Source organism: Curtobacterium sp. SP.BCo, from assembly GCF_051903265.1.
GTDB lineage: Bacteria > Actinomycetota > Actinomycetes > Actinomycetales > Microbacteriaceae > Curtobacterium.
The window spans coordinates 2,382,303-2,403,639 of the sequence record NZ_CP194337.1 but is presented as its reverse complement, the minus strand read 5'-3'; the positions used below and the strand labels follow the sequence as shown (position 1 = coordinate 2,403,639).

Sequence of the window (21,337 nt, the reverse complement as noted above, 5' to 3'; positions counted from 1 at the left end):
TCACTCCCCGAAGCCGGACCGGACGAGGCCGACGAGTGCGTCCACCGCCGCCTGCGCGTCGACACCGGTGCCCTCGATCGTCACGGTCGCGCCCTTCGGCAGTGCCAGCGCCATGATCGCGAGCAGGCTCTTCGCGTCGACCCCGTTCACCCGGACCGACGCCTCGTACTTCGCCGCCGTCTTCACGAACTCCGCCGCCGGTCGGGCGTGCAGCCCGCTCTCGTTCACGAGCTCGACGGACGCGGACGCGGCCACGTCGTCGAGGTCGGCTGCTCCGTCTGCCGGCGCCGCGCCTCCAGGCTGGTCGCCGGACGGACTGGAGGCACGACCCGCGTCTGCCTCGGGGGCTGCGGCAGACGCGGCAGCGGCCAGGACCGCGTCGACGTCGCCGCCGGTCTGTGCGGCGACCGCTGCGGCCACCGCGCCCTCGACCAACGGTGCCTGGGAGACGTGCACCCGCGCGCGGGCGTCGTCGTCGAGGAAGTCGAGCGCCGTGTCGGTCGTCAGGTACGCGGAGCCGAGGTCGCAGAGGACGACCACCGCGTCGGCGGAACCGAGTTCCTCGATGCCGGCCGTGATCGCCTCGAACGAGGTGCCGATGCCACCGTCATCGGTGCCGCCCGCGGCGACGAGCGGGACGTCGGCGGCCATCTGCCGGGCGAGTTCGAGGGTGCCGGTGGCGATCGCCGCACTGTGCGAGACGATCAGGATCCCGACCGTCACGCGGCGTCCACGGCGGCGCGGAGGATGTAGACCGTCGACTGTGCGCCCGGGTCGCGGTGCCCAACGGCACGCTCGCCGAGGTAGCTCGCGCGGCCCTTGCGGGCAACCAAGGGGTCCGTCGACTCCGCACCGGTGGCGGCGGCGTCCGCGGCGGCCGCCAGGACCTGCTCGGGGCCGTCGCCGGCCGACGCTGCTGCCGCCGCGGCGTCGACCGCGGGCGACCAGGCGTCGACCATCGTCTTGTCGCCGACCTCGGCCTTGCCCCGCGAGACCACGCCGTCGCGCGCCGCGGTGAGCACGGCGACGAGGGTGTCGGCGTCGAGCGAAGTGGCGTCACCCGCGGCCTGCGCTGCCTTGAGGTACGCCGTCCCGAACAGTGGACCGGCCGCGCCGCCCACCGTCGAGATGAGCTTCGTCGCGACCACCTTCAGCACCGCACCAGGGGTCTCGAACGAGCCGGCGTCGACCGCCTCGAGCACGGCGCGGAAGCCACGGTCCAGGTTCTCTCCGTGGTCGCCGTCGCCGATCTCCCGGTCGAGCGTGACGAGCTCGGCCCGGTGTTCGTCGATCGTCGCAGCGGTGCGACGGACCCAGTCGATGGCCCATGCGGTGTCGAGCGCCAATTCGTGTTCCTTCCTGGATGGTGGGCGGTGGTTCAGCGTCCCCAGCGCAGTGCCGGGGTCTCCACCGGTGCGTCCCAGAGGGCGGTGAGTTCGTCGTCGAGCACCGTGACGGTGAGCGAGAACCCCTGCATCTCGAGGGATGTCACATAGTCGCCGACCAGGCTACGCGCGACCTCGTGCCCACGGTCGGCGAGGACCTCGGCGGCGCGTCGGTACACGATGTAGAGCTCGGAGAGCGGCGTGCCGCCCATGCCGTTCACGAGCAGCAGGAGCCTCGAGCCGGCCGGGGCGTCGAGGTCGGTGAGGATCGGTTCGAGGACCCGGTCGACGAGCTGGTCCGCCGGCGCCATGGGGATGCGCTCACGGCCCGGTTCGCCGTGGATGCCGATGCCCAGCTCGACCTCGTCGTCGGCGAGCGTGAAGGACGGTTCGCCGGCGTGCGGGACGGTGCCGGAGGCGAGCGCGAGCCCCATCGAGCGGGTGACGTCGTTGACGTGCCTCGCCACGGCGGCGACCGCGTCGAGGTCGTCGCCCCGTTCGGCGGCGGCCCCGGCACACTTCTCGACGACGACGGTGCCTGCGACGCCACGGCGGCCGGCCGTGTACAGCGAGTCCTGCACGGCGACGTCGTCGTCGACCACGACGGACTCGACGCGGACGTCGTCCATCGCGGCGAGCTCGGCGGCGGTCTCGAAGTTCAGCACGTCGCCGGTGTAGTTCTTCACGATGTGGAGCACACCCGCGCCGCCGTCGACGGCCTTGGTCGCGGCAACGATCGGGTCCGGCGTGGGACTGGTGAAGACCGGGCCCGGGACGGCGGCGTCGAGCATGCCGTACCCGACGAAACCGGCGTGCAGCGGTTCGTGCCCGCTCCCGCCGCCACTGACGATCCCGACCTTGCCCTGCACCGGAGCGTCCGCGCGGTGGATGTGGATCGGGTCCTCGACCAGGACGACGTGGCCGGCGTGCGCCAGGGCGAACCCGCGGACGGTCTCGTCGACCACGGCGTGCGGGTCGTTGATGAGCTTCTTCATGCGCAGCCTCCACTGTCGTTCCGGGGTCGAGGCCTGCACACCGTGCGCCTTCGATCGGAGTGGGATCAATCTACATCGCTGGACCGCGCAGTCGTTCGGGCCCGGTGCACGTTCGTGCAGGCCCGATCGGCCGCGATGTGGCCCGCTGAGGGGCCACGCACACCTCCCGTGCACGTTCGTGCACAATCGCGCACTTCCCTCACGAAGTCATCCCCATCCGTTCAACGGCGTCACTATGCTCGGCCCCAATCACTCAACGGGGAGTGCCGGCGCAGCACCACCGGACCCCCACCCTCACGCACTGGAGGTCACCGATGGACGGCATCGGCGTCAATTTCCTCTCCGAGCTCGTCGGCACGGCGATGCTCATCATCCTGGGTGGCGGCGTCGTCGCCGCTGTCTCGCTGACGAAGTCCAAGGGCTTCGGAGCCGGCTTCCTCATGGTCACGATCGGTTGGGGCTTCGCGGTCTTCGCCGGCGTCACCGTGTCGTACAGCTCCGGCGGCCAGCTCAACCCGGCAGTGAGCCTCGCGCTCGCGCTGCTCGGCAAGATCACGGTCGGCGAGATGTTCCTGTACTGGCTCGCCCAGCTGATCGGCGCGATCATCGGCGCCGTCATCGTCTGGCTCGCCTACAAGCAGCACTTCGACGAGGAACCCGACGCAGCAGCGAAGCTCGGCGTCTTCTCCACCGGCCCGGCGATCCGTTCGTACGGCTGGAACGTCGTCACCGAGATCATCGGCACCTTCGTGCTCGTCTTCGTCGTGCTCGCCTTCACCAACGGCGGAACCCCGAAGGAACTCGGCGCGGTCCCCGTCGCCTTCCTCGTCATCGCGATCGGTGTCAGCCTCGGTGGCCCGACCGGGTACGCCATCAACCCGGCGCGTGACCTCGGTCCGCGCATCGCGCACGCCATCCTCCCGATCAAGGGCAAGGGGTCGAGTGACTGGGCCTACGCCTGGGTCCCCGTCGTGGGTCCGCTCATCGGCGGCGCCCTCGCGGCCGGTCTGTCGACCTTCCTCCTGCCGATCGCTTCCTGATCACCCTCACCACGTCAACCCGAGCAACACCGTAAGGAGCACCAATGGCCGACTACATCGTCGCCATCGACCAGGGCACCACCTCGACCCGAGCGATCGTCTTCGACCACTCCGGATCGATCGTCTCCGTGGGTCAGAAGGAACACGAGCAGATCTTCCCGCGTGCCGGTTGGGTCGAACACGACCCCGCCGAGATCTGGGACAACACCCGTGAGGTCATCGGCCAGGCACTGTCCCGCGCCGACATCACCCGCCACGACGTCGCGGCGGTCGGCATCACCAACCAGCGCGAGACCGCGGTGGTCTGGGACAAGACCACGGGCAAGCCGGTCTACAACGCGATCGTCTGGCAGGACACCCGCACGCAGTCGATCGTCGACAAGCTCGCCGACGGCGACACCGACCGCTACAAGTCGGTCGTCGGCCTGCCGCTGGCGACCTACTTCGCCGGCACCAAGATCGTCTGGATCCTCGAGAACGTCGAGGGTGCCCGCGAGAAGGCCGAGGCCGGCGACCTGCTGTTCGGCACGACCGACACCTGGGTCCTCTGGAACCTGACCGGTGGCGTGGACGGCGGCGTCCACAAGACCGACGTCACGAACGCGTCCCGCACGCTGTTCATGGACCTGGAGACGCTCCAGTGGCGTGACGACATCCTGGGCGACTTCGGCGTGCCGAAGTCGATGCTCCCGGAGATCGTCAGCTCCTCCGAGGTCTACGGCCACGTCGAGTCGTCCAACCTGCTCCGCGAGGTCCCGATCGCGGGCATCCTCGGCGACCAGCAGGCCGCGACCTTCGGCCAGGCCGCGTTCGACCAGGGCGAGTCGAAGAACACCTACGGCACCGGTAACTTCCTCATCTTCAACACCGGGACCGACATCGTCCGCTCCGAGAACGGACTGCTCACCACCGTCGGGTACAAGCTCGGCGACGCCGAGACGCACTACGCCCTCGAGGGATCGATCGCCGTCACCGGATCGCTCATCCAGTGGCTGCGTGACAACCTCGGCCTGATCGGCAGCGCCCCGGAGGTCGAGGCACTCGCCAAGACCGTCGAGGACAACGGCGGGGTCTACTTCGTCCCGGCGTTCTCGGGCCTGTTCGCGCCGTACTGGCGTCCGGACGCCCGCGGCGCGATCGTCGGCCTCACCCGCTACGTCAACAAGGGCCACATCGCCCGTGCCGCCCTCGAGGCGACGGCGCTGCAGACGCGCGAGGTCCTCGACGCCGTCAACGCGGACTCCGGTGTGGACCTGACCGAGCTGAAGGTGGACGGCGGCATGACCGCCAACGACGCGCTCATGCAGTTCCAGGCGGACATCCTGAACGTGCCGGTCGTCCGTCCGGTGGTCGCCGAGACCACCGCGCTCGGCGCCGCCTACGCCGCCGGCCTGGCCGTCGGGTTCTGGGCGAACCTCGACGAGCTCCGTGCCAACTGGCAGGAGGACAAGCGCTGGGAGCCCCAGCTCGACGAGGCCGAGCGGGAGCGCACCCTGCGCCTGTGGAAGAAGGCCGTCACGAAGACGTTCGACTGGGTCGACGAGGACGTCCAGTAGTCCTGTCCTGAGGTGACCGCCTGGAGGCGCGGCGCCGGTCCCACGGACCGGTGCCGCGCCTCCAGTCGGTTGCGCGCGGCGCGGCGCCGGTCCCACGGACCGGTACCGCGCCTCCAATTGGTTGAGCCTGCGCTCGCGCTCAGGCGGTCGGGACCGCGCCGACCCAGTCGGCCAGCTTGCGGGCAGCGGCTCCGGAGTCGATCGCGTCGGCCGCGACGACGAGCTGCTCGCGGAACCGCTGCAGGATCGGCCGGTCGACCTCGGCCGGGTCCTCGGCGAGGCGGAACGAGACCAGCCCGGCGGCCGCGTTGAGCAGCACGATGTCGCGCACCGGACCGGTCTCCCCCGCGAGCACCCGGTGCACGACGGCGGCGTTGTGGTCCGGGTCGCCGCCGAGCAGGTCCTCGATCCGCGCCCGGGCGATGCCGAGGTCGCGCGGGTCGAGGTCGTGCTCGGTCACACGGCCGCCGGTGACCTCCCAGATGTGGCTGTGCCCCGTCGTGGTGAGCTCGTCGAGCCCGTCGTCGCCGCGGAACACCAACGCGGTCGCACCGCGGGTCTGGAACACGCCGGTGATGATCGGGACGAGTTCGAGCTGTGCCACGCCGACCGCGTTCGCCTCGCACCGCGCCGGGTTCACGAGCGGTCCGAGGAAGTTGAAGACCGTCGGCACACCGATCTCGCGACGGACCGGACCCGCGTGCGCGAAGCCCGGGTGGAACGCGCTGGCGAAGGCGAAGGTCAGACCGACACGCCGGAAGGTGTCCGCAACACGCGCGGCGTCCATCGTGAGGTCGAGCCCGAGTGCGGCGAGCACGTCGCTCGAGCCGGACTTCGACGAGCTGGCCTTGTTGCCGTGCTTGACGACGGGGACCCCGGCGGCCGCGATGACGATCGCGGCCATCGTCGAGACGTTGACCGTGCCGACCACGTCGCCGCCGGTGCCGACGATGTCGAGCGCCATCGGGTCGACGTCCAGCGGAACGGCGGCGTCCAGGATCGCGTCGCGGAACCCGACGACCTCGTCGACGGTCTCGCCCTTCGCGCGGAGGGCGACGACGAAGGCCGCGATCTGCGCCTGCGTCGCGTTCCCCTGGACGATCTCCTGCATGGCCCATGTGGACTGGCTGATCGTGAGGTCCTCGCGCGCCATGAGCGCGCTGATCACCGAAGGCCACGTGAGGTGCTCAGACATGTCTCGATCGTAGTGAATTCGAGAGACCCGCCAGTCTCCTGCGAAAACACTGTCGGTGTCTTCCGCCATAATGGAGGACGTGACTAGCACCCCTCTCTCCAGATCCGCCAGCGGTCCGGTCCTGAACAGGCCGAACGCCGTTGCCGTGGGGACGATCGTGTGGCTGGGCAGCGAGGTCATGTTCTTCGCCGGCCTGTTCGCGATCTACTTCACGCTGCGCAGCACCTCGCCCGAACTCTGGGCGACCGAGACAGCCAAGCTCGAGGTGCCGTTCGCCTCGGTGAACACGATCATCCTGGTGCTGTCCAGCTTCGCCTGCCAGTTCGCGGTGTTCGCCGCGGAGCGCTTCCAGGTGCACCGCACGAGCTGGAACCCGAAGGACTGGGGCATGACGGAGTGGTTCTTCGTCACGTACTGCATGGGCGCGATCTTCGTCTGCGGCCAGATCTTCGAGTACGCCAACCTCTGGCACGAGGGCGTCACGCTCTCCTCGAGCGCCTACGGCTCGGCGTTCTACATGACCACCGGCTTCCACGGCCTCCACGTCACCGGCGGCCTCATCGCCTTCCTGCTGACCCTCGGCCGCGGCTTCGCCGCCAAGAACTTCGGTCACAAGGAAGCGACCACCGCGATCGTCGTGTCGTACTACTGGCACTTCGTCGACGTCGTCTGGATCGGCCTCTTCGCCGTCATCTACCTTCTCAAGTAGGAACTGGATAGCCCCCACCGCATGTTCAACAGAACCAAGTCCAAGAAGGGCCGCCGTTCACCGATGGCGACCGTGTCGCTCATCGTCGTCGGTCTGATGACCACCGGCGGTGCGTACGCGCTGTTCAGCTCCACGGCGAACGCCGACGACAGCACGAGCACCGTGGCCGCGTCGAGCCAGTCGAAGGTGAACGAGGGCCAGAAGCTCTTCGCCTCCAACTGCGCCACCTGCCACGGCCTCTCCGCGCAGGGCACCTCCGAGGGCCCGTCCCTCATCGGTGTCGGCGCCGCGTCGGTCGACTTCCAGGTGGGCACCGGCCGCATGCCGATGGCCGCCCAGGGCCCCCAGGCGGAAGAGAAGCCCGCCCAGTTCACGGACGAGCAGATCGACGCCCTCGCCGAGTACGTCGCGTCGCTCGGCCCCGGCCCGGCGGTCCCCTCCGCGAGCCTCACCGACGGCAAGGACGGCGACGCCGCCGAGGGTGCGGAGCTCTTCCGCATCAACTGCGCGATGTGCCACAACGTCGCCGGCGCCGGCGGTGCGCTGACCGAGGGCAAGTACGCCCCGAACCTGCAGTCCGTCTCCGGCAAGCACATCTACGAGGCCATGGTCACTGGCCCGCAGAACATGCCGGTGTTCAACGACCTGAACCTCACCCCCGAGCAGAAGGCCGACATCATCACGTACCTCAAGTACGTGCAGGACAACAAGTCGCCCGGCGGGTTCGCCCTCGGCTCCCTCGGCCCGGTGGCAGAGGGTCTGTTCATCTGGATCTTCGGGCTCGGCGCGGTCGTCGCGATGACCGTCTGGCTCACCGCGAAGTCCAACTGATCGTCCGTGTCGAACGACACTGAAGGGAACACCATGGCAGAGCACGACGACGAGGCACTGAACTCGTCCTCGGCTGTCGAGAAGCACGGCGCGACCACCACGTCGGCCGGAACCGCGGTCCTGCCCGCGGACCCGTTCGAGAACCCGGGCGAGCCGCCGCACCGCGCACGCCGCACCGACGTCGACCCGAAGAAGCAGCGGCTCGCCGAGCGCCAGGTCGCCACGTTCTTCTACCTGTCGATCGTCGGCAGCGTCCTCGCGATCGCGGCGTACGTCGCCTTCCCGATCGATTCCGACGACTTCGGCTCCGTCCGGTTCGCGAACCTGTGGCTCGGTCTGTCGATCGCCCTCGCCCTGCTCGCGCTCGGCCTCGGTGCCGTCTACTGGTCGAAGTCGCTCGTCGTCGACCGCGAGATCACCGAGCTCCGCCACCCCACCCGTGGCACGGACGCGACGCGTGAGAAGGCCGTCGAGGCGTTCCAGCTCGCCGACAAGGAGTCCGGCTTCAGCCGTCGCAAGCTGATCCGCAACTCGATGATCGGCGCACTGGCCGCGTTCCCGCTCCCCGGCATCGTCCTGGTGCGCGACCTCGCGCCCGCGGCCGACCCGAACGAGCTGCTGCGCCACACGTTCTGGAAGTCGGGCATGCGCCTGACCAAGGACCCGACCGGTCTCCCGATCAAGGCGTCCGACGTCACGATCGGCTCGGTCTTCCACGTCATCCCCGACGGGATGCTCGACTCGGAGCACATGCTCGAGGAGAAGGCCAAGGCCGCCGTCCTCCTCATGCGCCTCGACCCGAAGGACCTCAACCCCGCCAAGGGTCGCGAGAACTGGGGCTACGACGGCATCGTCGCGTACTCCAAGATCTGCACCCACGTCGGGTGCCCGGTCGCGCTCTACGAACAGCAGACGCACCACCTGCTGTGCCCGTGCCACCAGTCGACCTTCGACGTCTCGAACAACTGCGACGTCATCTTCGGACCGGCTGCGCGCCCCCTCCCCCAACTTCCGATCGCGATCGACGACGACGGCTACCTGGTTGCGCAGAGCGACTTCCACGAGCCCGTCGGACCGTCCTTCTGGGAGCGTGAACGCTGATGAGCACCACCACCACGAACGCACCTGCGTCGGCCACCAAGCCGGCGCCGGAGCGCGGATCCCGCATCATCGGCGGGGTCGCCAACTACATCGACGAGCGAACCAGCATCTCGGGCCTCGTGAAGGAGGTCGGGCGCAAGATCTTCCCCGACCACTGGAGCTTCATGCTCGGCGAGGTCGCGCTGTACAGCTTCGTCGTCGTCCTGCTGTCCGGCACCTTCCTGACGTTCTTCTTCCAGGCGTCGATGGCCGAGGTCGTCTACAACGGCTCGTACGTCCCGCTCAAGGGCGTCGAGATGTCCACGGCGCTCCAGTCGACGCTGAACATCTCGTTCGACATCCGCGGTGGGCTCTTCGTCCGTCAGATCCACCACTGGGCAGCCCTGCTGTTCGTGGCCTCGATCATGCTGCACATGGCCCGCGTGTTCTTCACCGGCGCGTTCCGCAAGCCGCGTGAGCTCAACTGGGTGTTCGGCTTCCTCCTCTGGGTCCTGGCCATGGCCGAGGGCTTCACGGGCTACTCGCTCCCCGACGACCTGCTCTCCGGCAACGGTCTCCGCATCATCGTCGGCATGATCGAGGGCGTCCCGGTGATCGGCGTCTGGATCGCCTACCTGCTGTTCGGCGGCGAGTTCCCGGGCACCGACATCGTCGGTCGCCTCTACACGCTGCACATCCTGCTGCTGCCGGCGATCCTCGTCGCCGTGCTCGGCGTCCACCTCGTGCTGGTCGTCATCAACAAGCACACGCAGTTCGCGGGCCCCGGCAAGACGAACGAGAACGTCGTCGGTGTGCCGATCCTCCCGGCGTTCGCCGCGAAGGCCGGTGGGTTCTTCTTCATCGTCGCGGGCATCCTCGCCCTCATCGCGTCGCTGTTCACGATCAACCCGATCTGGAACTACGGCCCGTACGACCCGTCCCCCGTGTCCGCCGGTACCCAGCCCGACTGGTACATCGGCTTCGCGGACGGTGCGCTCCGTCTGGTGCCGCCGCACTGGGAGGTCGTGTGGTTCGGCTACACGGTGTCGTTCAACATCCTCGCGCCGATCGCGGTGCTGGTGCTGCTCATCCTGGCGATCCTGCTCTACCCGTTCATCGAGGGTTGGGTCACCGGCGACAAGCGTGAGCACCACATCCTCGACCGCCCGCGCAACGCCCCGACCCGCACGGCGTTCGGTGCTGCCGGCATCACGCTCTACGCGAGCCTCTGGGCCGCTGCGTCGTCGGACATCATCGCGACCCACTTCCTGGTGTCGATCGAGCACGTGATCCACGTGATCCAGGCCACGACGGTCCTCGGCCCGTTCGTCGCCTTCTGGATCACGAAGCGCGTGTGCATCGCCCTGCAGAAGAAGGACCGCGAGATCGTGCTCCACGGGTACGAGTCCGGCCGGATCGTCCGACTCCCCCACGGCGAGTACATCGAGGTGCACGAGCAGCTCGACGAGTACGAGCGCTGGAAGCTCCTGCAGTTCAACGAGTACAAGCCGCTGATGATCCGCCCGAACGCCAAGGGCAAGATCTCCGGGGCGCAGAAGGTCCGCGCCGGCATGTCGCGCTTCTTCTTCGAGGACCGCATCACGCCGGTCTCGAAGGCCGAGCTCGAGGCCGCGCACGCCGCGCACCACGGTCCGGAGCTGGACGGCGGCGAGCACAACGCCCCCGCCGTCGGCGCCGGCAACCACTAGGCACCAACGAAGCAACCCCCGTCACGATGTGGCGGGGGTTTCTTCGTGTGTCGGGAACACGCCGTCCCTCGTTCACGGGTGATTCACCGACACGTGCTGGACTCGTCCAGGACGGTGTGGCACTGTGTTGCACCACGCACCCGCCAACGGAATGAGACCCCGATGGACAGCCGGACGGCCGAACACCCCAGGCCGAACCACTTCCTCCTCCACCTCAGCGACACCCACCTCGTGGCGGGCGACGGCGATCTCTACGGGGACGTCGACGCAGCCTCACGGCTCAGCGAGATCATCGCGGACATCGAGGCGTCGGGTACGAAGCCCGAGGCGATCGTCGTCACCGGCGACGTGGCCGACAAGGGCGAGCCGGGTGCGTACGCACGCATCCGCGGCATCATCGAGCCGGCCGCCGATCGCATCGGTGCGCAGGTCATCTGGGCGATGGGCAACCACGACGATCGCGGGGCGTTCCGTCAGGAGCTCTTCGGTCTGCAGCCGACCGACCGCCCGGTCGACTTCGTGTACGACGTGAACGGCCTCCGCGTCATCACCCTCGACACGAGCGTTCCCGGCGCCCACCACGGCGAGGTCTCCCCCGAGCAGCTCGACTGGCTGGCCGAGGTCCTCTCCGAGGCAGCGCCGCACGGCACGATCCTCGCAATGCACCACCCGCCGGTGCCGAGCGTGCAGGACCTCGCCGTCCTCGTCGAGCTCCGTGACCAGGATGCCCTCGCCGAGGTCGTCGAGGGCAGCGACGTCATCGCGATCATCGCCGGCCACCTGCACTACTCGACGAGTGCGGTCTTCGCGGGCATCCCGGTGTCCGTCGCGAGTGCCACGTGCTACACCCAGGACCTCACCGAGTACCGCGGCGGGACCCGGGGGCAGGACGGCGCGCAGGCGTTCAACCTCGTGCACGTGTACGGCCACAACGTCGTGCACTCCGTCGTGCCGATCGGCCATTACTCGACGGTCGGCGAACCGGTCTCCGCGCTCGAGACCGAGGCACGTCTGGCTGCCGCCGGGGTCACGATCCCCGCTGCCGTTGAGCCAGCTCCGGTGACGTCGAGCATCCCGGTGTTCACCCTCGACTCCGTACCGGTCTCCCCCGTCCACCGCTGACCCGAGGCTCGGCCCCGCGGACACCGTGCGTCCACCGCAGCCCGCAGGGTGTCCGCCAGGCCGAGCCTCGGCGTCGCTGGGGAGCCCTCGCGCCCGCGCCGCCGCCGCGTCGCTGCCGTGTCGCTGCTTGCGCGTGCAACTGTTGCGCGTGCATGGTGCGACATCGCGGTCGTCGTTCGACAGTGGTCTTGTCGCTGGTTGCACACGCAACAGTTGCGCGTGCATGGAGCGACACCGCGGTCGTCGTTCGACAGCGGTCTTGTCGCTGGTTGCACACGCAACAGTTGCGCGTGCATGGTGCGACACCGCGACACCGCGACACCGCGACACCGCGACACCGCGACACGTCGCGCGCTGGCAGCCAGCCAGCATCCGACGAGTCCGGGAGGCGCGTGGCGGCGCCGCCACGCGCCTCCAGGCCTGTCAGGCGGTCGTGTCGGCCGACTGCTCCCACGGTGCCGGGAACGGGAAGTACCGCTCCAGGAAGTCCGTCACGCGCCGCGTGCGCTCCTCGTCGCTGACCTCCGGGAAGCTGCCGTCGTTCAGGCAGAAGAAGTCGGCGTTCCGCTTCTTGAGCAGCTCGTCGAGTGCGCGCAGGCCGGACTGCATCGTCGTGTCGATGTACCGGACGTCGGCGTTCTCCTGCACGATCGCCCGGCCGGTGAGCAGCGAGTAGTAGTGGTAGAACGAGTTCGTCACCGAGATGTTCTCGGCGGCGCGGAACCGTGAGGCGGCGGTCGCCGCGAACTCGTCCGCGAACTCGTGCTCCATCTCGGTCATGATCGAGGCGCGCAGCGGGGTGGGCGCGTGTTCGAGGTGCCGGGTGGTCACGGCGCCGAACCGCTGCTGCAGCAGGCGTCGGTTGACCCGGGCGGAGTTCTCGAACCCGCTGCGTGCCGGGTTGTTCGAACCGAGCCCGATCCGGGTCGTCGCGAGGATGAACTTCGTCACGGACCCGGGGCTGAAGAACACCGACGGGTCGACGGTGCGGCCGAAGAACATGTCGTCGTTCGAGTAGATGAAGTGCTCGCTGATGCCCGGGATGTGGTGCAACTGCGACTCGACGGCCTGCGAGTTGTGCGTCGGCAGGACGGAGGGGTCGGCGAAGAACTCCTCGGAGCGGACGATCCGGACCTTCGGGTGCTCGGCGAGCCAGGCGGGCGCCGGCGAGTCGGTGGCGATGTAGATCTGCCGGATCCAGGGCGCGAAGGTGTGCACCGACCGGAGCGCGTACTTCAGCTCGTCGATCTGCCGGAAGCGGGCCGGGGCGTCGTCGCCCTCCCCCAGCACGGCGCCGGACTGCGCGGCCTGTCGGGCGCGCTGGTACTCGATGGCGTTGCCGTCGACCCACGAGAAGACGATGTCGATCGGGAAGCGGATGTCCGAGACGTGGTCGTCGAACATGTGCTCGACGGTCCGCCAGGTCCGGCCGTAGCGCTCGATGTCGACGAGCACGAACTCGTCGATCGGCAGGCTCCGGCGCATCAGGGCGTTCTCGACGGGCGCGAGGACCTCGGTGTCGGTGACGCGCCAGAACTCCAGCTGGACGCTCGTCTCGGCGCCGTAGCGGAGTCGTCCGAGCGGTTCGACGCGCGGGCGGAACACGCGGAGGACGGCTTCGTCGACGGGGCCGAGGCCGTCGTCGAGCACGAGCACCGCGGGCTTCCCCGGGGGCTTGGCGTAGAACGGCTCGTTCGCCGCGGCGGCCATCACGGCGCTCTCGGCACGCTGTCGGTCGCGCTCGTCGAGCGCGATGACGGGACGCTGGTCGTTGCCGCGGATGAGCAGGTGGTCGACGTCACCGGCGGTGAGCGCGTCGTCGAGGAACAGGAGGTCCTCGATCATCGACTGCTGCGGCGTGAGGTGTCCGTTGACGAGCGTCAGGCGACCCTTCCGCACGACGACGTCGGGCCGGTCGAGACCGCCGGAGGACGGTCGAGGGGTCAGCAGAGGACTCTCGGTCACCGGCTCGGTCTCGTTGCTCATCCATGCCCTTCGGGTCGTCGATCGACCGGGTCCTGCACCCGGTTCTTGCGATCCTACCGTCCGGGCGGACGCTCGGGTCGCCGTCGGCTCCCCCCGGTCCTAGGGCCTGGAGGCGCGGGTCGTCTCCGTCTCGCGCGGCACCTTCACGACGATGCCGACGACGACGAAGAGGGCCGCGGCGAGGATCTGCGACGCCGCCCAGACCTCGCCGGGGATCGGCACGACGGCGATCGGGTTCCAGCAGACGGCCACGGCCGCCATGAGGGCCGCGGCCCACCAGGTCCGGCCGCGGACGGCGAAGACCAGGACGATCAGGGCGAGCACCGCGACGCCCCACCGCGCGAACACGAACGCCGACGAGTCGATGATCGCGACGCAGGCGAGCAGGAGCATCGCGGCGATGAGCGACGGCGCGAGCGCGGGCCGGGTGAACGGCGGCGTCGCCTTCTTCCCGCCGGTCGCCGGGGCGTTGGTCGCCGTCGAGGCGGGGAGCCCCTGCAGCGACGACCCCGCCGCGGGCCGCCCCTTCCGCGCTGCCATCAGGCGGTGGCCCCGTCGAGGTCGATCGCCTGGATCGAGCGTGACATCGGCGGGAGCCCGCGGACCCGTTCGAGCGCCGGCACGAGTTCCGCGACGTAGGCCCGGTAGCCGTCCTCGGTGAGGTGCAGGCCGTCGTCGGTGAAGCGCTCGTCGAGGTGGTCGCCGTCCGCGAGGGCGGGCCAGACGTCGAGGTACTGGGCGTGGCACGTGGCGACGAACTGCCGGAGGTGGCGGTTGGCCTCCTCGATCTTCGCGGTGTGGTCGGCCTGCCGGGGCAGGATCGACACGAGGAGCAGCCGGACGCCCGGGAGCTCCCGACGGAGTGTGACGAGCACCGACTCGACCCCGCGGACGACGTGCTCGACGCTCGCGCGGTGGTTGCCGAAGTCGTTGGTGCCGATGAGCAGCACGATCACCTCGGGCTGCTCGGCGATGACGGCGTCGAGCCGCGCGAGGACGCCGTCGGTGGTGTCGCCGCCGACGCCCTGGTTGACCGTGCGCTCCTCGGGGAGCCAGGCGTCCCAGGAGCCCTGCTCGGTGATGCTGTCGCCCAGGAACAGGACGCTGGTGTGTTCGGCGGTCATGCTGCCTCCTCGTGTTCCGGTACCGGATCCCCATTCTGCTGGGTCCAGTTCCGTCCCGTCGACTCGGTGTGCTGGGACTCCCGTTCGGCGGCGGCGCAGATGCGCTCGACCATGCCGGGGAAGATCACGCCGTGGAAGGGCAGGATCGAGTACCAGTACAGCCGCCCGCCGAGGCCCTGCGGGAAGTAGATCGCCCGCTGCCGGTAGTCGCTGCCGCCGTCGTCCGCCGGCGTCACGGTCATCTCGAGCCAGGCACGCCCCGGCGACTTGAACTCGGCCCGGAGGCGCAGGTACCGCCCGCGCTCCAGCCGTTCGACGCGCCACCAGTCGAGAGCGTCGCCCTGCTCGAGTCGCTGCTGGTCACGACGGCCGCGGTTGAGTCCCACGCCCCCGGCCAACTTGTCCATCCAGCCCCGGGCCACCCAGGCGAGCGGGAACGAGTACCAGCCGTTGTCCCCGCCGATCGACTCGACGACCCGCCACACCTCCTCGGCGCTGGCCGAGGTGTGGCGCTTGCGGTCGTCGACGTATACGGTGTGTCCGGCCCAGTCAGGGTCGCTCGGCAGCGGGTCCGCCGCGGTGGCAGCGAGGGTGGCGTTCCGCCAGCTCGTCTCGACCTCGCCCTTCCGCATCTTCGTCAGTGCGAGGCGGACGGCGCGGCGGTAGGACGTCAGGCCGCCCTCCGGACGCGGGACCACGTCGTCGATGTCGTGCTCGCGCTGGACGCACTCGAACTGGAGCGACTCGATGATCGGCGTCGCGAGCTTGCGCGGGACCGGGGTGACCAGGTTGAACCAGTGGGCGGCGAGCCCCGGCGTCAGCACCGGCAGGACCGAGATAGCCCGCTGCGGCAGCTTCGCCTCGACCGCGTACCCGTTGAGCATCTGCCCGTAGCGGAGGACGTCCGGACCGCCGATGTCGAACGTGCGGTTCACGTCGGCGGGGATGTCGAGGGCCTTGACGAGGTAGTACAGGACGTCGCGGACGGCGATCGGTTGGATGAAGTTGCGGACCCACCGGGGCGTCGGCATCCAGGGCAGGACGTCGGTGACGTGCCGGATCATCTCGAACGACGTGCTGCCGGACCCGATCACGACACCGGCCTGGTACGCGATCGTCGGGACGCCGGAGGCGAGCAGGACGTCGCCGACCTCCTTCCGGCTGCGGAGGTGCTTGGAGAGCTCGCCGTCGGGGTGGAGCCCGCCGAGGTAGACGAACCGACGGACGCCCGCCGCCTCCGCCTCGTGCGCCATCGTCTCGACGGCGTCGCGCTCGGCGCGTTCGAAGTCGCCGTCCGCGCCCATCGCGTGCGCCAGGTAGTAGACCGCCTCGACGCCCTGCACCGCGGCGCGCACCGCAGCCGCGTCCTGCAGGTCACCCTCGGCGACCTCGACGTCGTCGTGCCAGGGCACGTCCTGCAGCTTCCGGGGGGTGCGGACGAACACCCGGACGGCGTGGCCGGCGTCGAGGAGGCGGGGGACGAGACGACCACCGATGTAGCCGGTGGCGCCGGTGACGAGGACTCGCATGCGGGGCACGGTACGCGGCTCGGCTCCGGGTAGGCTTGCCGGGTGGACAAAGCATCGTTCCCCACGGAGCCCGAACAGATCAGCGCCGACGTCGTCCGTGGTCTCATCGACCACGCGATCCTCAAGCCCGAGCTGACCCGCGCGGACGTCGACGCCCAGCTCGACGAGGCCGCCGCGTACCGCGTCTTCAGCGTGTGCGTCCGTCCGAGCGACGTCGCGCACGCGGTCGAGCGCCTCCGGGGCACCGGTGTCGGTGTCGGCACGGTCATCGGGTTCCCGCACGGCACCACCTCGACCGAGGCCAAGGTCGCCGAGTCGCTGCAGGCCCTCGCCGACGGCGCGTTCGAGCTCGACATGGTCCAGAACATCGGCGCCGCGAAGTCCGGGGACTGGGAGCGGGTCGAGGCCGACGTCCGCGCAGTCGTCGACGCCGCGGGCAGCACGGTCGTCAAGGTCATCCTCGAGACCGCGTTCCTGACCGACGACGAGATCGTCGCCGCCGCACGGGCAGCGCAGTCCGCCGGGGCAGCCTTCGTGAAGACCTCCACGGGGTTCGCGGGCGGCGGCGCGACGGCGGAGCACATCGCGCTCATGCGTCGGACCGTCGGCGCGGACACCGGGGTGAAGGCCTCCGGTGGCGTCCGCGGGCTCGACACCCTGCTCGAGATGGTCGAGGCGGGCGCGAACCGCATCGGGACGAGCGCATCGGCGCGCATCCTCGACGAGGTCGCCCACCGCGCGACGACGGGCGCGGCCTCCCCGCTCGGCGACGACACCAGCTCCTACTGACCCGAGGGCGTCCGCGCCCTGCCCACCCGAACCGACCCACCTCGACGGGGCCGGTGCCCACCGGACGCGACGTCGCGTCCACGACCGGCGCCGCGCCTCCAGACCGCCGCATCGGAGCGAGCATGTCCACCACCGCACCCCAGTCCGGCCCGCTGGCCCTCGCCGTCGACCTCGGCGGCACGAAGGTCGAGGCCGCGCTCGTCACCGACGCCGGTGTCGTCCTGCCGGCCACCCGCTTCCGGAGTCCCACCGGCCCGGGCCGCACCTCCGACGAGCTGCAGGCCGCGGTCGACGAGGTCGTCACCGCGGCCCTGGCGGCGCTGCCCGCCGGCGCGGCCCTGGTCGGCGTCGGGATCGGCTCCGCCGGACCCGTCGACGAGGAGCACGGCCTCGTCTCGCCCCTGAACATGCCGGTGTGGCGCGGCTACCCGCTCCGTGAGCGTGTGGCCGCCCACGTGCCCGCGGATGTGCCGGTGACGCTGCGCATGGACGGCCTCGCCATCACGCTCGCGGAGCACTGGGTCGGCGCCGCGCAGGGCTCGGACCACGTCATGGGCATGATCGTGTCGACGGGCGTGGGCGGCGGCCTCATCCTGCACGGACGGACCGTCAGCGGACCGACCGGGAACGCGGGACACATCGGGCACGTCGAGTGCGGCGGGTTCGACGACCCGTGTGCGTGCGGCGGCACCGGTTGCCTGGAGGCGATCGCGAGCGGCCCGAAGACCGTGGCGTGGGCGCAGCGACAGGGCTTCGCGGGGAGCACCGGCGAGGAGCTGTCGGCGGCGTACGCGGTGGGCGACGAGATCGCGGTCGCCGCGGTCAAGCGGAGCGGACGGGCCCTCGGGCAGGCGATCGCGGCCGCCACGAGCCTGGTCGACCTCGAGGTCGTCGCCGTCGGCGGCGGGTTCTCGCACGTCACGCCGGACCTGTTCGAGTACGCCCGGGAGGCCGTGGCGGAGCGTGTCGAGTTCGGCTTCGTCACGAAGGTGCGGATCGTCCCGACCGGACTGTCGCAGGACGGCCCGCTCATCGGTGCCGCTGCGCTCGTGCACCGCGCCGACGTGCTGCGCTGAGGCGCCGGGGCCGGCGCCAACGCTCCCCCGAGGCTCGGCCTACCGGACAGTTTCCTCGGCGATCCCCGCGGAAACTGTCCGCGTGGCCGAAGCTCGGCCGCGCCCCGGCGGCGCCCCGGCCGTGCGCCGGCCATGTCCGGCCGTGCCCCGGCGGCCGCGGCTCCGGCGTGCGCTGTCCACAGGGGGTCGAGGCGGTGCATCCCGCTCCGGCAGGATGTCCGGGTGCCCCGCTCACCACTGCTGACCAGCGACGACTGGCCGGAGTCGGAACTGCGCGCCGCCGTGCTCGCCGGGGAACTCGTGCCCGTCGGACCGTGCTGGGCCTCCCCCGCCGAACCGCAGACGCCCGAACTGCGCGCGGCCGCGGCTCGCTGGACCCTCGGTGACCCACGGCTCATCGCCGGCACCCGGACCGCGGCGTGGATCTGGGGTGCGGTTTCGCGACCGCCGTCCCCGCTCGAAGCCTGCGTCCCGCCGCAGGTCCGCGTGCACGTGCCCCCGGGTGTGCGTCTGCGCGAACTCGTCGTCGGCGCGGACGACGTGGTCCACGTCGGCGGCCTCCCGGTGACCCTGCCGGCCCGGACGGCGCTCGACCTGCTCCGCACCCCGGCCAACGGCGAGGTCCGGTACGGCACCGCGGAGTCCGACGCCGTCCTCGGGCTGGTCGTCTCCGGGGCCGTCGGTGTCGCCGAGGTCCTGGAGCGGCTCTCCGGCCTCGGGACGGTCCCGATGGTCCGGCAGGCCGAACGACGGCTCCGGACGCTGCTGCGGGCTGCTCAGCCCGCGCTGACGCGGTACACGTCGTAGACGGCGTCGATCCGTCGGACCGCGTTGAGCACGCGGTCGAGGTGCGTCGTGTCGCCCATCTCGAACACGAACCGGCTCAGGGCCAGCCGGTCGGAGGACGTCGACACCGTCGCGGACAGGATGTTGACGTGGTACTCGGTGAGCACGCGGGTGACGTCGCTGAGGAGCCCGGATCGATCGAGCGCCTCGATCTGGATCTGGACGAGGAAGACCGACTTCGACGACGGCGCCCACTCGACCTCGATCATGCGGTCGGGCTCGTTCATCAGCGACTTCACGTTCGTGCACGACGCCTGGTGGACGGACACGCCCTGCCCGCGGGTGATGAACCCGACGATCTGGTCGCCCGGCACCGGGGTGCAGCACTTCGCGAGCTTCACCAGGATGTCCGGCGCACCACGGACCAGCACGCCGCTGTCGCTGTTGCGCAGCTGACGGCTCGTGACCTGTCGCGGGAAGGTGAGCTCGGGTTCCTCGGTCTCCGTCTCGTTCTGGACGTTGCCGAGGACCTTCTCGATCACCGACTGGGTGGAGACGTGCCCCTCGCCGACGGCGGCGTACAGGGCGGAGACGTCGTCGTAGCGCATCGACGACGCCACCTCGGAGATGGAGTCCTGGCTCATGATGCGCTGCAGCGGCAGGTTCTGCTTCCGCATCGCCCGCGCGATCGCGTCGCGGCCCTGCTCGATCGCCTCTTCGCGGCGTTCCTTGGTGAACCACTGCTTGATCTTGTTCCGGGCGCGGGGGCTCCGGACGAAGGTCAGCCAGTCCTGACTGGGGCCGGAGTCGGGGTTCTTCGACGTGAAGATCTCGACGACGTCGCCGCTGGACAGCGAACTCTCCAGCGGGACCAGCCGGCCGTTGACCTTGGCGCCCATCGTCCGGTGCCCGATCTCGGTGTGCACCGCGTACGCGAAGTCCACCGGGGTCGCGCCGGAGGGCAGCCCGATGACCTTGCCCTGCGGTGTGAAGACGTAGGTCTCCTTCGCACCGATCTCGTACCGCAGCGAGTCGAGGAACTCACCGGGGTCGCTCGTCTCGGCCTGCCAGTCGGTGATGTGCGCGAGCCACGCCATGTCCTGGTCGGTCGCGGTCGAGGCGTCGACGTCACGGCCAGCGGCACGCTGCTTGTACTTCCAGTGCGCGGCGACACCGAACTCGGCGCGCTGGTGCATCTCGTGCGTGCGGATCTGGATCTCCACCGCACGACCCTGCGGCCCGAGCACGGTGGTGTGCAGCGACTGGTACAGGTTGAACTTCGGCGTGGCGATGTAGTCCTTGAAACGGCCGGGCAGCGGGGTCCACCGCGCGTGCACCGAACCGAGCATCGCGTAGCAGTCGCGCACCGTCGGCACGAGCACCCGGATGCCGACCAGGTCGTAGATCTCGTCGAACTCGCGCCCGCGGACGATCATCTTCTGGTAGATCGAGTAGTACTGCTTCGGACGGCCCATCACGTCGCCGCGGACCTTGGCGGCCTTCAGGTCCTTCTTGAGGGTGCCGATGACGTTCTGCACGAACTGCTCGCGCTTCGGCTGCCGCTCCTTGACCAGGCTGTCGATCTCGACGTAGAGCTTCGGGTGGAGCACCGCGAACGACAGGTCCTCGAGCTCCAGCTTGATCATCTGGATGCCGAGCCGGTGCGCGAGGGGCGCGTAGATCTCCAGCGTCTCCTTCGCCTTGCGCGTGGCGGAGGTGGACTCGACGAAGCCCCACGTGCGGGCGTTGTGCAGCCGGTCGGCGAGCTTGATCACCAGGACGCGGATGTCCTTCGACATCGCGATGACCATCTTCCGGACGGTCTCCGCCTGGGCGCTGTCGCCGTACTTGACCTTGTCGAGCTTCGTGACGCCGTCGACGAGCATCGCGATCTCGTCGCCGAAGTCCACCCGCAGCTGGTCGAGCTGGTAGTCGGTGTCCTCCACGGTGTCGTGCAGGAGTGCCGCAGCGATGGTGATCGGGCCGATGCCGAGGTCGGCGAGGATCTGCGCGACCGCCACGGGGTGCGTGATGTACGGCTCACCCGACTTGCGCTTCTGACCGTCGTGGGCACGCTCGGCGACGGAGTACGCGCGCTCGATCAGCGTGACGTCGGCCTTCGGGTGGTGCGACCGGACGGTGCGGATGAGGGTGTCGACCGCGCCGGCCGGCTGGGCACGGGAGAACAGGCGCGGCAGCAGGGAGCGCAGCGATCCGAGGTTGCCGGTGGTGTTCGGGCCGAGCGGACTCGACGGACGCTGAGCGGATCCGGGCCGGCTCGCGGACTCCGCCGCTGGGCCGCCCTCTACGGCGCTACCGCTCGTGGCGCTCGGAGCCGGGGCGTCCTGGGGCGTGGATGCACGCGTGTCCGTCATGATGCGCCTCCCGAGGACCTGGTCCGAAGTCGATCCGACAAGACTACGCG

19 protein-coding genes are annotated in these 21,337 nt (G+C 70.0%); 10 read left to right on the top strand and 9 right to left on the bottom strand.

The features are described from left to right. Genes dhaM through dhaK form a run of 3 tightly spaced genes read right to left on the bottom strand, consistent with a single transcriptional unit; the run spans position 1 to position 2,380 of the window. Positions 1-723 (bottom strand): dihydroxyacetone kinase phosphoryl donor subunit DhaM, encoded by a 723-nt coding sequence (dhaM, locus tag ACRQ4B_RS11485; RefSeq protein WP_439691571.1) that lies wholly within the window; start codon positions 721-723, stop codon positions 1-3. Further along, positions 720-1,346 (bottom strand): dihydroxyacetone kinase subunit DhaL, encoded by a 627-nt coding sequence (gene dhaL / locus ACRQ4B_RS11480; protein WP_439691570.1) that lies wholly within the window; start codon positions 1,344-1,346, stop codon positions 720-722. The genes dhaM and dhaL overlap by 4 nt, the downstream gene beginning before the upstream one ends. Before the next feature lie 32 nt (positions 1,347-1,378). Then, positions 1,379-2,380 carry a dihydroxyacetone kinase subunit DhaK gene (dhaK, locus tag ACRQ4B_RS11475; RefSeq protein ID WP_439691569.1) on the bottom strand — a complete coding sequence of 334 codons (1,002 nt, stop codon included), beginning with the start codon at positions 2,378-2,380 and terminating at the stop codon, positions 1,379-1,381. Positions 2,381-2,694: 314 nt separating this feature from the next. On the opposite strand from dhaK, the gene ACRQ4B_RS11470 reads away from it, so the two are divergent. Then, positions 2,695-3,420 carry an MIP/aquaporin family protein gene (locus ACRQ4B_RS11470; protein WP_439691568.1) on the top strand — a complete coding sequence of 242 codons (726 nt, stop codon included), beginning with the start codon at positions 2,695-2,697 and terminating at the stop codon, positions 3,418-3,420. A 44-nt stretch (positions 3,421-3,464) separates the two neighbouring features. Further along, positions 3,465-4,976, top strand: coding sequence for a glycerol kinase GlpK (gene glpK, locus ACRQ4B_RS11465; protein WP_439691567.1), 1,512 nt, complete (start codon positions 3,465-3,467; stop codon positions 4,974-4,976). Positions 4,977-5,115: 139 nt separating this feature from the next. Here the strand turns inward: glpK and trpD are convergent, their stop codons facing one another. Then, complete coding sequence (gene trpD / locus ACRQ4B_RS11460; protein WP_439691566.1) at positions 5,116-6,171, bottom strand: anthranilate phosphoribosyltransferase; 1,056 nt, start codon at positions 6,169-6,171, stop codon at positions 5,116-5,118. Between the two features lie 70 nt (positions 6,172-6,241). Between trpD and ctaE the strand changes: the two genes are divergently transcribed. From ctaE to ACRQ4B_RS11435, 5 genes are all read left to right on the top strand, one after another. Beyond that, positions 6,242-6,880 (top strand): aa3-type cytochrome oxidase subunit III, encoded by a 639-nt coding sequence (ctaE, locus tag ACRQ4B_RS11455; RefSeq protein WP_058727853.1) that lies wholly within the window; start codon positions 6,242-6,244, stop codon positions 6,878-6,880. A gap of 21 nt (positions 6,881-6,901) precedes the next feature. Then, on the top strand, positions 6,902-7,711 hold the full coding sequence (qcrC, locus tag ACRQ4B_RS11450) for a cytochrome bc1 complex diheme cytochrome c subunit (protein ID WP_439691565.1): 810 nt from the start codon (positions 6,902-6,904) through the stop codon (positions 7,709-7,711). 33 nt (positions 7,712-7,744) lie between these two features. Beyond that, positions 7,745-8,812, top strand: coding sequence for a cytochrome bc1 complex Rieske iron-sulfur subunit (gene qcrA / locus ACRQ4B_RS11445; protein WP_439691564.1), 1,068 nt, complete (start codon positions 7,745-7,747; stop codon positions 8,810-8,812). Beyond that, positions 8,812-10,500 (top strand): cytochrome bc1 complex cytochrome b subunit, encoded by a 1,689-nt coding sequence (qcrB, locus tag ACRQ4B_RS11440; protein WP_439691563.1) that lies wholly within the window; start codon positions 8,812-8,814, stop codon positions 10,498-10,500. Before qcrA ends, qcrB begins: the two co-directional genes overlap by 1 nt. 162 nt (positions 10,501-10,662) lie before the next feature. Then, a complete protein-coding gene (locus tag ACRQ4B_RS11435; protein WP_439691562.1) occupies positions 10,663-11,622 on the top strand; it encodes a phosphodiesterase in 960 nt (319 codons plus the stop codon). Between the two features lie 423 nt (positions 11,623-12,045). On the opposite strand, the gene ACRQ4B_RS11430 is transcribed toward ACRQ4B_RS11435, so the two are convergent. The 4 genes from ACRQ4B_RS11430 to ACRQ4B_RS11415 all read right to left on the bottom strand — a co-directional run bounded on the left by ACRQ4B_RS11430 (position 12,046) and on the right by ACRQ4B_RS11415 (position 16,261). Continuing rightward, on the bottom strand, positions 12,046-13,608 hold the full coding sequence (locus ACRQ4B_RS11430; RefSeq protein ID WP_439691561.1) for a stealth conserved region 3 domain-containing protein: 1,563 nt from the start codon (positions 13,606-13,608) through the stop codon (positions 12,046-12,048). A 99-nt stretch (positions 13,609-13,707) separates the two neighbouring features. Beyond that, positions 13,708-14,148 carry a DUF6804 family protein gene (locus tag ACRQ4B_RS11425; protein WP_439691560.1) on the bottom strand — a complete coding sequence of 147 codons (441 nt, stop codon included), beginning with the start codon at positions 14,146-14,148 and terminating at the stop codon, positions 13,708-13,710. Further along, positions 14,148-14,732, bottom strand: a complete 585-nt coding sequence (locus ACRQ4B_RS11420; RefSeq protein ID WP_439691559.1) for a GDSL-type esterase/lipase family protein — start codon at positions 14,730-14,732, stop codon at positions 14,148-14,150. Before ACRQ4B_RS11420 ends, ACRQ4B_RS11425 begins: the two co-directional genes overlap by 1 nt. Further along, complete coding sequence (locus tag ACRQ4B_RS11415) at positions 14,729-16,261, bottom strand: SDR family oxidoreductase (RefSeq protein ID WP_439691558.1); 1,533 nt, start codon at positions 16,259-16,261, stop codon at positions 14,729-14,731. The genes ACRQ4B_RS11420 and ACRQ4B_RS11415 overlap by 4 nt, the downstream gene beginning before the upstream one ends. Positions 16,262-16,303: 42 nt before the next feature. Here ACRQ4B_RS11415 and deoC point away from each other — a divergent pair, with 42 nt between their 5' ends. From deoC to ACRQ4B_RS11400, 3 genes are all read left to right on the top strand, one after another. After that, positions 16,304-17,050 (top strand): deoxyribose-phosphate aldolase, encoded by a 747-nt coding sequence (gene deoC / locus ACRQ4B_RS11410; RefSeq protein ID WP_439691557.1) that lies wholly within the window; start codon positions 16,304-16,306, stop codon positions 17,048-17,050. A gap of 122 nt (positions 17,051-17,172) precedes the next feature. Further along, the gene (locus tag ACRQ4B_RS11405) at positions 17,173-18,126 is read left to right on the top strand and encodes an ROK family protein (RefSeq protein WP_439691556.1); all 954 of its coding nucleotides are present in this window, start codon (positions 17,173-17,175) and stop codon (positions 18,124-18,126) included. A 222-nt stretch (positions 18,127-18,348) separates the two neighbouring features. Next, the gene (locus ACRQ4B_RS11400) at positions 18,349-18,933 is read left to right on the top strand and encodes a type IV toxin-antitoxin system AbiEi family antitoxin (protein ID WP_439691555.1); all 585 of its coding nucleotides are present in this window, start codon (positions 18,349-18,351) and stop codon (positions 18,931-18,933) included. Here the strand turns inward: ACRQ4B_RS11400 and ACRQ4B_RS11395 are convergent. After that, a complete protein-coding gene (locus tag ACRQ4B_RS11395; RefSeq protein ID WP_439691554.1) occupies positions 18,903-21,287 on the bottom strand; it encodes a RelA/SpoT family protein in 2,385 nt (794 codons plus the stop codon). The genes ACRQ4B_RS11400 and ACRQ4B_RS11395 overlap by 31 nt on opposite strands. Between the last annotated feature and the right edge of the window lie 50 nt (positions 21,288-21,337).

Bases quoted from the DNA above. Each gene is read 5' to 3' on its own strand.
- dhaK (WP_439691569.1), bottom strand. From the start codon at position 2,380: ATGAAGAAGCTCATCAACGACCCGCACGCCGTGGTCGACGAGACCGTC.
- ACRQ4B_RS11470 (WP_439691568.1), top strand. From the start codon at position 2,695: ATGGACGGCATCGGCGTCAATTTCCTCTCCGAGCTCGTCGGCACGGCG.
- glpK (WP_439691567.1), top strand. From the start codon at position 3,465: ATGGCCGACTACATCGTCGCCATCGACCAGGGCACCACCTCGACCCGA.
- trpD (WP_439691566.1), bottom strand. From the start codon at position 6,171: ATGTCTGAGCACCTCACGTGGCCTTCGGTGATCAGCGCGCTCATGGCG.
- ctaE (WP_058727853.1), top strand. From the start codon at position 6,242: ATGGAGGACGTGACTAGCACCCCTCTCTCCAGATCCGCCAGCGGTCCG.
- qcrC (WP_439691565.1), top strand. From the start codon at position 6,902: ATGTTCAACAGAACCAAGTCCAAGAAGGGCCGCCGTTCACCGATGGCG.
- qcrA (WP_439691564.1), top strand. From the start codon at position 7,745: ATGGCAGAGCACGACGACGAGGCACTGAACTCGTCCTCGGCTGTCGAG.
- qcrB (WP_439691563.1), top strand. From the start codon at position 8,812: ATGAGCACCACCACCACGAACGCACCTGCGTCGGCCACCAAGCCGGCG.
- ACRQ4B_RS11435 (WP_439691562.1), top strand. From the start codon at position 10,663: ATGGACAGCCGGACGGCCGAACACCCCAGGCCGAACCACTTCCTCCTC.
- ACRQ4B_RS11430 (WP_439691561.1), bottom strand. From the start codon at position 13,608: ATGAGCAACGAGACCGAGCCGGTGACCGAGAGTCCTCTGCTGACCCCT.
- ACRQ4B_RS11425 (WP_439691560.1), bottom strand. From the start codon at position 14,148: ATGGCAGCGCGGAAGGGGCGGCCCGCGGCGGGGTCGTCGCTGCAGGGG.
- ACRQ4B_RS11420 (WP_439691559.1), bottom strand. From the start codon at position 14,732: ATGACCGCCGAACACACCAGCGTCCTGTTCCTGGGCGACAGCATCACC.
- ACRQ4B_RS11415 (WP_439691558.1), bottom strand. From the start codon at position 16,261: ATGCGAGTCCTCGTCACCGGCGCCACCGGCTACATCGGTGGTCGTCTC.
- ACRQ4B_RS11405 (WP_439691556.1), top strand. From the start codon at position 17,173: ATGTCCACCACCGCACCCCAGTCCGGCCCGCTGGCCCTCGCCGTCGAC.
- ACRQ4B_RS11395 (WP_439691554.1), bottom strand. From the start codon at position 21,287: ATGACGGACACGCGTGCATCCACGCCCCAGGACGCCCCGGCTCCGAGC.